At 63.0% G+C, this 12,277-nt stretch carries 10 protein-coding genes and 1 pseudogene; all 11 read left to right on the forward strand.

Going from position 1 to position 12,277, the window contains the following annotated elements; all coding sequences use genetic code 11:
* Positions 1 to 8: 8 nt before the first annotated feature.
* The 11 genes and pseudogenes from I6F17_RS11225 to I6F17_RS11275 all read left to right on the forward strand — a co-directional run bounded on the left by I6F17_RS11225 (position 9) and on the right by I6F17_RS11275 (position 12,274).
* The gene (locus I6F17_RS11225; protein WP_225128167.1) at positions 9 to 968 is read left to right on the forward strand and encodes a transketolase C-terminal domain-containing protein; all 960 of its coding nucleotides are present in this window, start codon (positions 9 to 11) and stop codon (positions 966 to 968) included.
* An 8-nt stretch (positions 969 to 976) separates the two neighbouring features.
* Positions 977 to 2,083, forward strand: a complete 1,107-nt coding sequence (locus tag I6F17_RS11230; RefSeq protein ID WP_036041517.1) for a DegT/DnrJ/EryC1/StrS family aminotransferase — start codon at positions 977 to 979, stop codon at positions 2,081 to 2,083.
* Complete coding sequence (locus I6F17_RS11235) at positions 2,073 to 3,191, forward strand: DegT/DnrJ/EryC1/StrS family aminotransferase (protein WP_225128169.1); 1,119 nt, start codon at positions 2,073 to 2,075, stop codon at positions 3,189 to 3,191. Before I6F17_RS11230 ends, I6F17_RS11235 begins: the two co-directional genes overlap by 11 nt.
* Positions 3,188 to 3,994 (forward strand): sporadic carbohydrate cluster 2OG-Fe(II) oxygenase, encoded by an 807-nt coding sequence (locus I6F17_RS11240; protein WP_025037016.1) that lies wholly within the window; start codon positions 3,188 to 3,190, stop codon positions 3,992 to 3,994. Before I6F17_RS11235 ends, I6F17_RS11240 begins: the two co-directional genes overlap by 4 nt.
* A complete protein-coding gene (locus tag I6F17_RS11245; protein ID WP_225128171.1) occupies positions 3,987 to 4,382 on the forward strand; it encodes an LIC12192 family sporadic carbohydrate cluster protein in 396 nt (131 codons plus the stop codon). Before I6F17_RS11240 ends, I6F17_RS11245 begins: the two co-directional genes overlap by 8 nt.
* A 22-nt stretch (positions 4,383 to 4,404) precedes the next feature.
* Positions 4,405 to 5,068: pseudogene (locus tag I6F17_RS11250) on the forward strand (class I SAM-dependent methyltransferase).
* The gene (locus tag I6F17_RS11255) at positions 5,046 to 5,630 is read left to right on the forward strand and encodes a WbuC family cupin fold metalloprotein (RefSeq protein WP_249782463.1); all 585 of its coding nucleotides are present in this window, start codon (positions 5,046 to 5,048) and stop codon (positions 5,628 to 5,630) included. The pseudogene I6F17_RS11250 and the gene I6F17_RS11255 overlap by 23 nt, the downstream one beginning before the upstream one ends.
* A gap of 4 nt (positions 5,631 to 5,634) precedes the next feature.
* Positions 5,635 to 7,395 carry a hypothetical protein gene (locus I6F17_RS11260; protein WP_225128181.1) on the forward strand — a complete coding sequence of 587 codons (1,761 nt, stop codon included), beginning with the start codon at positions 5,635 to 5,637 and terminating at the stop codon, positions 7,393 to 7,395.
* A gap of 240 nt (positions 7,396 to 7,635) precedes the next feature.
* Positions 7,636 to 9,609 (forward strand): hypothetical protein, encoded by a 1,974-nt coding sequence (locus I6F17_RS11265; RefSeq protein WP_225128183.1) that lies wholly within the window; start codon positions 7,636 to 7,638, stop codon positions 9,607 to 9,609.
* A 244-nt stretch (positions 9,610 to 9,853) separates the two neighbouring features.
* Entirely contained in the window at positions 9,854 to 11,059 is a 1,206-nt protein-coding gene (locus I6F17_RS37925; protein ID WP_036010928.1) for a class I SAM-dependent methyltransferase, read from the forward strand.
* Positions 11,060 to 11,068: 9 nt separating this feature from the next.
* Positions 11,069 to 12,274 (forward strand): class I SAM-dependent methyltransferase, encoded by a 1,206-nt coding sequence (locus I6F17_RS11275; protein WP_036041529.1) that lies wholly within the window; start codon positions 11,069 to 11,071, stop codon positions 12,272 to 12,274.
* Positions 12,275 to 12,277 lie beyond the last annotated feature (3 nt).

The following is a 12,277-nucleotide window of genomic DNA, read 5'->3' on the forward strand; positions in this document are numbered from 1 at the left end:
GGCTCCCCATGCGCAACACCGCGATGAACATGGTCCACAAGCTCGCCGCGCGCGACGAGCGTGTGCTTTACATCGGCTCCGATCCGGGTGCCGGCACGCTGCGCGCGATGAGCAAGGAGTTTCCCAAGCGCCACCTGATCGAGGGCATCTCGGAAGCGCATATCATCGGCATGTCGGCCGGTCTCGCGATGGAGGGCTTCGTGCCTTACGTCAACACCATCGCGACCTTCCTCACCCGCCGCTGCTACGAGCAGGTCGCGGTCGATCTCTGCCTGCACAATCTGCCGGTACGGCTGATCGCCAATGGCGGCGGCCTTGTCTACGCGCCGCTCGGTCCCACGCACCAGGCGATCGAGGACATCGCCATCATGCGGGCGCTGCCCAACATGACGGTGATCTGCCCGTGCGACGCCGACGAGGCCGCGCGCATGATGGAGCAGACGCTGGATTGGAAGGGCCCGATCTACATCCGGCTCGGCAAGGGCGGCGATGCCATCGTGTCCAAGGCCGAGCACGGCTTTGAGATCGGCAAGGCCATCCTGATGCGCCCGCCCGGCGACGTCCTCATGGTGACCACCGGCATCATGCTCCAGCGCGCCCTCGCCGCAGCCGACCTGCTGGCCGCGCAAGGCATTCGCGCCGGCATCCTGCACATGCATACCGTGAAACCGCTCGATACCGCAGCGCTGCTGCAGGCTATCCGCGGCACCAGGCTCGTGGCAACGCTGGAGGAGCACGTGCCCTCCGGCGGCCTCGGCAGCGCGGTCGCGGAGGCACTGATCGACAAGCTCGGCTCCGGTTTCCCTGCGATGCTGCGGCTGTCGCTGCCGGACCGCTTCATGCACAATTACGGTTCGCAGGACTCGCTGCTGAAGAAGCACGGGCTCTCCGCCAACGCGATTGCGACCTCGATCGAGCATGCGCTCGCGGCGTCGCGCACTTCCTCCCCTCAACTTCATTCCACCTGACGGGTCCCATGTACGACGTTCGCTATTCCTATCTGCTCGAGCAGTTCGCCGACCCCGCTCCGATCCTGGCCGAGATCGGCCGGCTGGTGGCGACCGGCGACTTCACCCTTGGCAAGCCCGTCGCCGAATTCGAAAAGCGCTTTGCCGAGCTGATCGGGGTCCGGCACGCCATCGGCGTCGGATCGGGCACCGACGCGCTCAAGCTGCCGCTCAAGGCGCTCGGCATCGGTCATGGCGACGAGGTCATCACCGCCGCGAACACCTTCATCGCCACGGTCGGCGCGATCGCGGAAACCGGCGCGACGCCGGTTCTTGTCGATTGCGACGATTCCTTCTGCATGAACGTGGACCAGGTCGAGGCTGCCATCACCGGGAAGACCAAGGCGATCATGCCGGTCCAGTTGACCGGCGAGGTCACCGACATGGGCAAGCTGATGCCGATCGCGCAGCGCCACAACCTGCCTGTGGTCGAGGACGCCTGCCAGGGCATCCTGTCGGAGTTCGCGGGAAAACGCTCCGGCACCCACGGCATCGCGGCCGGCTTCTCGCTGCATCCGCTCAAGAACCTCAACGTCTGGGGCGATGCCGGCGTCGTCGTCACCAATGACGACGGCATGAACGAAAAGCTCCGCCTGATCCGCAACCACGGCATGAAGAACCGCGACGAGATCGCGATCCTCGGCTGCAACTCGCGGCTCGATTCGTTGCAGGCCGTGGTCGGCAACTGGCTGATCGGCCAGACCAGCGAGATCACGCGCCGCAGAATCGAGAATGCGGCCTATTACGATGCGGGTCTCGCCGGCCTGCCCGGCCTGCGCGTCCCGCCGCGCCGTCCCAACGTGAAGCACGTCTACCATCTCTACATGGTGTTCGCCGAACGTCGCGACGAGCTCTACAAATATTGCCTGGACAACGGCATCGAGGCCAAGATCCACTATCCGATCCCGCTGTATCAGCAGGAAGGCCTGAAGCATCTCGGCTACGCGCCGGGCACGTTCCCGGTCACCGACCGCCACGCCAAGGAAGTCATCAGCTTCCCGGTCGACCAGCACCTGACGCGCGCCCAGCAGGACCGCGTCATTGAGACCGTCAGGAAGTTCTGCCATGGACGCTGACACCGGCCGCCGGCGTATCGGCTACGTCAATCTTCCCGCGCAGTTCGAGGAAGAGCGCGCCGAGATCATGCAGGCGGTCGAGGGCGTGTTCCAGCGCGGCGACTTCATCGGCGGGGCGGCGGTCGGAAGGCTCGAGGAGGAATTGTCCGCCTATCTCGGCTCGCCGCATGTGGTGACGCTGAATTCGGGCACCGACGCGCTGATCCTCGCCATGCGGGCGCTCGACATCGGTCCCGGCGACGAGGTGATCACGCCGCCGAATTCGTTCGTAGCATCGACCGCCGCGATCATCGCGGTCGGCGCCACGCCGGTGTTTGCGGACGTGCTGCCGGACCAGAACATCGATCCGGCCGCGGTCGAGGCCGCCGTCACACCGCGGACCAAGGCGATCATGCCGGTGCATCTGACCGGACGCATGGCCGACATGGCTCCGCTGATGGCGATCGCTGCCAAGCACGCGCTCGCCGTGATCGAGGACAGCGCCCAGGCGGTCGGTTCGACCTATGATGGCCGGATGAGCGGCACCATCGGCACCTTCGGCTGCTTCTCCGCCCACCCCTTGAAGAATCTCAATGCCGCCGGAGATGCCGGCTTCCTCGTCACTGCCGACGCCGAGCTTGCCGCAAGAATCCGCCGGCTGCGCAATCACGGCCTGATCAACCGCAGCGACGTCCAGGAATGGGGGATCGTGTCGCGGCTCGACACGCTCCAGGCCGAGGTGCTGCGCATCCGCCTGCGCCACCTTCCTTCCGTGATCGAACGCCGGCGGCGCAACGCCGCGCAATACCGCGCCGAGCTCGCAGGGCTGCCCCTGTTCATTCCGCCCTGCCGGAACATCGAGTTCAACACCTTCCACACCTTCGTGGTGCAGACCGAGCGTCGCAACGATTTCCAGAAATATCTTGCCGACAAGGGCATCGAGACTGCGATCCATTATCCCGTCCCGATCCACCTGCAGCCGGCAGCGGCGCATCTCGGCCATGGCCACGGCGCGTTCCCGGTGACGGAACGGCAGGCGGACCAGATCCTCACGCTTCCCATCAACCAGTTCCTGTCGGCCGCCGACATCAGCTATATTTGCGCGACCGCCCGGGAGTATTTTGCATGACGGACACGGACTTCCTGCACGCCGACGAGCAGGCGCTGGCGCAGCGTTTCATCGACGATGGCTTCGTCACCACCCCGGCCGACGATCGCGCCGGGCTCGACCGGATCCAGCGCCGTGCTGCCGAGCTCGCGGCGGACTATCTGAAGCTGCCGCACAGCAACGATCCCTATGCGATGCTCGACACCATCCACACGCGGGTGAGCGTGGATGATCTCAACGGCCTGCGGCTGCACGTCTTCAACGGCCTCAACGCCGAGCCCTGGTTCCGGCCGACCTATTTCCGCCTGGCGCGCTCGACGATCGAGACCATCGTCGGCAACGAGCTCTGCATGCAGCGCCGCGTCAATCTCAGCATCCAGCTTCCCGGCGACAGCTCCTCGCTGCTCGCCACCCATTCCGACGTCTGGTCGGGCGACTCGCCGTTCGAGGTCGTGGTGTGGGTGCCGCTGGTCGATGTCCACCGCACCAAGTCGATGTATCTGCTGCCGCCGTCCCTGAACGGCGAGATGCAGGACCGGATGGCGGCCTTGCGCAGCGCCGAAGAGCTCTACAAGACCATCAAGCCGCACGCGACCTTCATCGAGATTCCCTACGGTCACGTCATGCTGTTCAACCAGACCCTGATGCACGGCAATCGCGTCAACGAGGAAGCCGGCACGCGCTGGAGCATGAACTGCCGCTTCAAGAGCATCATGTCGCCCTACGCGGACAAGCGCTTCGGCGAGTTCTTCGAGCCGATCCTGCTGCGCCCCGCAACCCGGGTCGGGATGCAGTACAAGCTGCCGGGAGGCTTCCATGGCTGAGCGAGCCGGTCATCGCGGCTATATCGGCGCCAGGCCGCTGAACGGCAGCCGCACCCCGCAGCACGTCCAGAACATCGTGATCCGCGACTATGCGCGGCGCAAGAACCTGCACTATCTGTTGAGCGCCGCCGAGCACACCATGCCCGGCAGCTACATGGTGCTGGAAGACATTCTGGACGAGCTGCCGCAGCTGCGTGGGCTGATCCTCTACAGCATTTTTATGCTGCCGCCCGACGAGGCTCGGCGGCGGCAGATCTACGACCGCGTGCTGCGCGAGGGCTGCGATCTCCATGCAGCGGTCGAGGAGATCACGCTGGCGTCTCAGAAGGACATCCAGGCCATCGAGGACATCCTGCTCGTCAACAGGTTCGCGACTATCCTGCGATGATGCCGCGGACCGGTTGGCCCCCATGACCGAGATCAACCTGCTCCAGCCGATGCATGCATCGACAAAGCGGAATTACGTCCAGCGCGTGGTCGAGCACGACAAGGCGGAATCCGCCTCCGTCGCACGGCAATGGGGCCGTGACTATTGGGATGGCGACCGACGCTACGGCTATGGCGGCTACCGCTATGACGGACGATGGCGACCGCTGGCCCAGACCCTGATCGATCGCTACGGCATCAAGCCGGGCATGAGCGTGCTGGATGTCGGCTGCGGCAAGGGCTACCTGCTCTACGAGTTCACCCAGCTCGTTCCGGACCTGCAGATCGCCGGCATCGACATCTCCGAGTACGGCATCGCCAATGCCAAGGAGGAGGTGCGGCCGCATCTGAAGGTCGGCAGCGCCGTCGAACTCCCCTATCCCGATCACAGCTTCGATCTCGTGGTGTCGCTCGGCGTACTGCAATCTCCCGCTCGAGGAGGTCTTCCGCGCGGTGCCCGAGATCGAGCGCGTCGGACGCGGCACCTCGAAATATTTGATGGTCGAATCCTTCCGCAACGAGCGCGAGAAGGCCAATCTGCTTTACTGGCAGCTCACCTGCCTGAGCTTCCACGGCCCGCAAACATGGGCCTGGATCTACGACAAATGCGGGTATCGGGGCGACCATGGGTTCATCTTCTTCGAATGAGGCAGGCCTGCACCGGCCGACCTCGTTGCGCGCGCAAAATCCGGAAGTGTACTATTCGGACGATGCCATCGTCACCGCGGACGATGCCACGATCGCGGAGCTGAAGCGCATCGCCGCCGGCAACCCGCGCCTGCGCAGTCGGCTGTGCACGCATCCCGATCCCTCGTCCGGACTGCACGAGATGCTGATCGTGCACCATCGCGAAGCCTATGTGCGGCCGCACAAGCACCTTGGCAAACCTGAATCGTTCCACGTGATCGAGGGGACCGCGCAGGTCGTGATCTTCGAGGACGACGGCGGCATTCGCGAGGTGCTCGAGATGGCGCCCTACGGTCAGGGCAAGCGCTGCTATTATCGCATGCCGGAACAGGTCTTCCACTCGATCCTGATCACCTCGGAATGGCTGGTATTTCACGAAACCACCGCCGGCCCGTTCGATCCTTCGCGCACGGCATTTCCCGACTGGGCGCCTGATGGCAGCGACGCTGCCGCGGTGCAGGACTACGTCACAAGAATTGGTACGCTCGCCGCGGAGCATCTGAACAAACGAGGCAAAGCCTAGGACCATGGTCACCCCCGTCGGTTTCGACGATGCTCGCACGAATGTAGATCCGAAAGCTGCGGCTCTCCGACAACGGGAGCGGGCGGGCATTGGATACGTCTACGTCGCTCTGGTTCTCGCCTTTGTTACGGCCGTGCCCGCGCTGTTCGCGCGTGAGGTCTTCGGCGACGATTGGACTGTGTACTACATCTATTGGACTCAAGGTGCCGCTGGCGTCGCTCGCGTGCTGTGGGAGTCGGCACACGCCGGCTTCGCAATCCCGATGACGCTATTTGTGACGCTTTTGAACGATACTCCCGATGTCTCTGCGCGGCTCGCGGGACTAGCCTGCCATCTGGTCAACGGCGTGTTGCTTCACTCCGTCCTGTCGCGATCATCCTATACGAGACGGATCGCCGATCTTGTCACGGCTCTGTTCCTGCTCAGCCCGTTCTATGCAATTCGCCTGACACTCAACGCGGTCTACGACTTCTTCCTGCTCTTCTATCTGCTGTCCTACGAGCTGTCCTATTCGAAGGTGCGGGCGCTTCGATGGAGCGCACCTTTTTGTCTGTTATTCGCGTTGTCCCTCGAGACTCTGATCGCCCTCGAACCGGTTCGCGTCGTGCTCGCCTGGTCTGGTCCCGAGCGGTGGAGGCAGAAACTCGCGCGTCTTGTACCGTTCTGGCTGGCCGTTGCAGCCATGATCGTTCTGCGACTGACAATTCTGGGGAAGAGCGGCCACTACGCCGGACAATACAGTTTCGCGAACGATTTCTCGATCATAGCCAATGCGCTCTATGCGCACCTCATGGCCTTCCCGAGCGGCCTGAGCTACGCATATTCTCACGGGGTTGCGCTGCTGGGGCTTCCTGTTTCCGCGGCAGTGACATTGGCCACGATCGCCGTCTTTGCCCGGTTCTCATCGACAGCATTGTGGACGCCCTGGCTGCTGAACGGCCGCTCGACCACGAATGCGATGCTTCTGCTGCTGGTGCTGGGAGCCACGATTGCCCTCATCGGCGCGCTGCCCTACGCTCTTACCGGAGTTTATGGCGACGTGACGCGGGGCGAGTCCAGGCTACTCTTTCCCTCGCAGTTCGGCGTTTTGATCCTGATGGCGACCGTTGTACAGGCGATTCCGGGATCGCGCGTCCGCGCAGCAGTCGCGGGGGGGTTGGTCGCGATCTTCGCCTTGTCGTCGGCTCACGATTCCAAATGGCTGCTCTACGACGGGTTGCTCAGCAGCGACATGCTGCGGCAAGTCCGAGCAGCCTTGCTCGCGGACCCCGAGCCAAAGGTCGTTAAGCTCCAATTCGAGAACTCGCACGTCTTCTCGTTCCGCTCACGATGCCTCGGCGGCAATGACATGAACGTGGCACAGACGATCCTGCGGGATGAAAATCGAGAGCGGTCGTTTATCTACACGGACTACTGCGGGGATTTTACTGATCCTCATTTCGTTGTGAACGGCAACTGCCCGGTTTCCTACCTCGAGACCTTTCCTTGCCCACCCCGTCGCGAGACCTGGCGCTATCGCGCCGCCCCGGGAATTCCACGACCCGACGACATTGGATTCATCGAGCTTCTGACGGCGACCCTCGGAAATAACACCTCGGCCACGGAGGGCCGCGGTGAACTGATGCAGTTGAAGGATGGAGAGCCGGCCCCTGTGGCGAGAGCCGAGTATCGGCCGCCTTGCAATCGGCCTGGCGTCCGAGGCGCAGCCTGGTTGCTGGCGCTGCCGGCCCCGGCATGTGACGGTGCTGCCTCTGGAGTTCGCTAGAGCATGCGTCAGCCATGGAGGGTTCCAGCGCCCGTCATCCAGACACAAACATTGCCATGCCGGAGGCAACCACGGGCTTCGCGGGATTGTTCAGGGAACGCTGTGGTGGTAGAAGCGCCTCGCAACGGGAAGTTCAGGCAATTGGGGACTGGACGTGATTTCAGAGAAAGTTAGATTTTCCGCTGTGTTCGACGCAGCCTCCTCCCCGACTTCGATCGTAGCTAGCCTCGAGACCTCCTAGTGGAGTACACAAGGGAATTCTCGATCGCCGCCAGAGCTGTTGTGGCCGCCCTGCTGGGATGCGCCGTCGCCTACTTGGTGCTGCTGCTGGTGAAAAATCACCTTCCGTCGTTTCGATCGAACTTCGTCGAAGGCTTCGATATGGCCTTGGCCGACAGGAATTGCGATTTCTGCAAGAAGGCGTTCTACGGCTCGTTCTTCCTTTCTGGGCCGATTGCGGCGGCAGCGGCATTGTACGCGACGTATCGATCATCGGGCTCGCTTGCGCTGAGCGCCATCACGGCGAGCTTCGTCTATCTTGCCCTCGACGCCGCCAATGAATGGAGGAGCCCCGGAATCGCGATCGCCCTGCTGGCGGCCGCGGCCATCACCGTCGCCCTCAATCGAGGCGCCAACAATTACCTTCCTGCTGCAAAACCCTCGACCGACACCCGGTTCAGCGTGGGGGCCGGCGATCTGCTCGCGATCATATTCCTCGCTCTGCTGCTGATCCCCTCCGACCTCGAAGGCCTGACCGCGGCCGTGAGGGACGAAGCGCACAAGGTAAGTTACTTCATCGGTCCCGCGCTTTATGGCTACGCCCCCGGGCTCGTTCCCGGATTGGACTTCCATTCGCATTACGGCCCTGCGCTCGGCTGGTTCTTTCATCTCATCATGGGAGATGGCTGGAAATCGGCGGCGATGCGAGCGGTCGGATTGAACATCGCGGTCACGCTCGCGACCTACGTCCAGGCCTACTTTCTTCTGTATTACTTGATCCGCTCGAAGCTTGCCGCAATCGCCGTCATCACGGCGCTCGCCGTGCTGGCTTTCTCTACGACTGGCCAGTTCTACTCGCCATCTGCCTACCCGACGCGATTTCCGCTCTTGATCGTCTTTGCGCTCGCGATCAGCCTGCACTGCACCGCTCCCGGGCGCCTGACATGGCTAATCCTATCGGCCATCATGTGCGCCGTCTCGCTGCTCTGGCAGACCGAGATCGGGCTGTTCTTCCTTGTGACGGGTACCTTCGTCGCGGCGATCGCCGGAGGGTTTCCGAACTATCGCAATGCCCTCGTGTTCGCAGTCACATCGATAGGTGCCGCAATCCTGATGTGCCTGGTGCTGTTCGGCACGAGAGCCTTCTCCCTGGAGTTTCTGATCGAATGCTTTCGCCCGCTCGTACTCTACGGGACCGGATGGGGAAGCACGCCCATCAAATGGAACTTGGGCTGGGGCATCATCTATAATCTGCCGCTCCAGATCGTCGGATGCATCACCGTCGGCTGGGCCGCGATCCGGCTGTCACGGCCGTCCGATTCCTGGCATGACCGGTTCGTGACCGGGCTGCTGCTGACGCTGTCGATGATTGGCATGGCGCTGATGATCAAATGGGTCAACCGGACGCTGGACGCTGTCTGGCACCAGAACGCGTTGCCGCTGGTGATGGTCTCGGCTTGGTGGATCCGCCAGTTTTCGACGGGGTGGCAACCGTCGTTCCGAAGAACCGCCGGCGCCATAGCGGCCGCTGCGACGATTCTTGCGCTGCTGTTCGTGCAGGACAAGAACAATCCCCACCTCTACGGCCTGAGATCTTATGCAACTTATCCCAGCCTTCTGCGGTGGCCGTTCGTCTCGAACCCGCCGGTCACGTGGCAGGAGGACCTTGAGCAGATCACCGAGGCCGATGCGAAGTTCATCCAGGATAAAACCAGGCCAGACGAGAGGGTCCTGGTCATCGCCCTCAGGGATTGGGCCTATCTGGCGCAGGCCCATCGGGCACCCATGGCCTATTTCATGCCGTTCCTGGTGTCCTTTGACGCGCGGTTCCTGGATCGCTCCATCAACCCGGCGGACCGGCTGTTTTATGATAGCATGGTTGAGCGCAGGCCGGAGTACCACCACGTTCGAGAGGTCATGAAGCGGATCAAGCAAGATTTCGTGGCCGTGGAGACCCGGGGTAATTTGACACTCTACGAGCGGCGGCGGCCTTGACGTCGACCGTGCTCGCAGCCGTCGCGCGCGTACATGGCCGGCCGCATCCACCTCCAATTGAGGGACGGCGGCACGTCTTGCAAGAGCTATCGACGGCTGCTACCTGCTTCGGCCGAGGACGCATAGGCCGGAGGAATGCTCCGCGTAAGCCGGATATGATGTGTCCGGGATCGTCTCGTTGCCGGCCGCGCCGGTTTTCATTGAAGGTCGCCTCGTCAGACCTGCCTAAATGCGAGAATAATCAGTGACCGATCATTGCCGCCTCTGCCATTCGACCAACCTGCGACCGGTCATCGACCTCGGGCAAATGCCAATCGCGCATCGACTTCGGCGCAGCCGGAACGAGCAGGAGGAGCGGTATCCGTTCGAGGTGCTCGCCTGCGGCGACTGCGGCCTGCCGCAGATCGTCAAGCCGATTGATCCAGACATCCTCTATCGCCAGTTCAACTACAATTTCAGCAGCTGGAAGCCGGAGCCGCACCAGGTCGACGAGCTCGACACCATCGCGAAATTCTCGAAGCACCAATCCGTGTTCGAGATTGGATGCAACGACGGCCTGTTCATGGACAAGTTGCGCGAACGCGGCGCGAAGGTCTTGGTGGGTGTGGAGCCCAACCCCGTGTCGGGCAAGATTGCCCGCGAACGCGGCATCAAGGTCTATTCCGACATGATCAGCCCGGCCCTGTGTCACGACGCGGTCGCCCAGTCCGGCAAGTTCGATCTTGTGGTCTCGCGCCAGGTGCTGGAGCACATCGTCGATTTCGAGAACTTCTTCGACTGCGTGAAGATCGCGCTCAGCGACGACGGACTGCTGTTCATCGACGTGCCCGACTTTGATCCCGGTTCGACGGCGGGCGACCTCTCCGTGCTGTGGGAGGAGCACGTCAGCTACTTCACCGAGCCGACGCTACTCGCGCTCTTGGTCCGCCACGGCTTCGAGGCCGTCTCGGTGAAGAAATACAATTTCAGCGGCGGCAGCCTCGCGATCGCCGCCCGTCGTGCAACCCGCGACGTGACGCCGCCGCCTGCGCCCTCCGGCGTCGGCGAGAAATTCGGCCAGCGCGCAAGGGAGTACGGCGCGCGCCTGCGGCCGATCCTCGCCAAGGCCCGTGCGAACGGCGCCGAGATTGCCATCTACGGCGCGGGCTGCCGCGCCTGCACCTTCACCAACGCGCATGAGCTGGCGGAGCTCGTCGATCTCTCCGTCGACGACCAGAAGGAGCGCCAGGGGCTGTTCCTGCCCGGCACCGGCATACCGATCCGTTCGCCGGACGAACTCGCCGGCAAGTCGGAGCCGCTCGTCTGCCTTCTCGCCGTGAACCAGGAAAACGAAGCCAAGGTCAGCAGCCGGCTGCGCGAGAACGTGAAGCGGCCGCTGCACATCGTTTCGATTTTCGCGCCCTCCGACATCTGGAGCGAGCTCGACCGGCTCGAGGCGGCCTTGGGTTAGGGACGCGGCATGGCTGACGAGAAGCTCTTCAATTACTACGAACGTCAGGACGTCCTACCGACGTTCGGGAATTTCAAATCGGCCGCCGAACTCGATGCATATGCCAGCCAGCGGCGCGAGCTGTTTTCAGACAAGCTCGTGCTGCCGCCGCGGCTGTTCCGCGATGCGGAGGTGCTCGAATTCGGTCCAGATTCCGGTGAGAATGCGCTGGTGTTTGCCGGCTGGGGCGCGAACATGGCGCTCGCCGAACCGAACCGGCATGCGCATCCGAAAATTGAGGCCTATTTCGCGCATTTTGGCCTGAGCGAACGCCTGCGCGAACTCGCGTTGGCCGATGTCGAGGGATTTCGCAGCGAGCGCCGCTACGACATCATCGATGCCGAAGGTTTCATTTACACCGTGCAGCCGACCGAAAATTGGCTCGGCGTCTTCCATCGGCTGCTCAATCCGGACGGTTTCGCCGTCGTGTCCTATTACGAGCGCTATGGCGGCTTCTTCGAGCTCGCGCTCAAGGCAATCCATGCCGCCGGCAAGGCTTTGTCGGGCCGTCCCGCACTCGAAACCGCGAAGACGCTTTTCGACGCGAAATGGAACAGCATTCCGCACACCCGCAGCTTCGAATCCTGGCTGATGGACGTGCTCGAGAATCCGTTCGTCCGGCATCGGTACTTCCTCGACGCAGCCGCCTTGTGCACGGCAGCGCATGAGCAGGGATTCGACATCCATTCGGCGTGGCCAGCCTATCGCGACAGCCTGGACGTCTACTGGCACAAGAAGGTTCTCTCCGCCGACGAGAAGCTGCGGCGTGCGGCGCGCCATCTCCACCGCAGCCGCCTCAGCTTCCTCGGCGGACGCAAGCTCTACCTGGTCGGCAAGGCCGATGCCGTGGCGGCGATTTCGGCATCGATCGAGACGCTGGTTCTCGACGTCGACGCGATGATCGACGCCCCCTTCGGCGAGAGCCTGCCGCGCGTGATCGCAAGCCTTGCGTCCTTACGCGAGGCGATCCGAACGACGGACATTCTCGCGGACGATGCTTCCGACATCGAAACCATCGTTGCGACGCTCGACAGTTTCCACCGCATCTTCGCCGCGATCGGGCGACGCGATGCGCCTGCGGTCACGGCCCTGACCCAGACAGATCCGGCATTCATCAACACCTGGGGACAGCCGGCGCATTTCCTCGTCATCCGGAAGCGCTTCAAGGGATCATAGCCA

Source organism: Bradyrhizobium sp. NBAIM18, assembly GCF_020193825.1.
GTDB classification, from domain to species: Bacteria; Pseudomonadota; Alphaproteobacteria; order Rhizobiales; family Xanthobacteraceae; genus Bradyrhizobium; species Bradyrhizobium yuanmingense.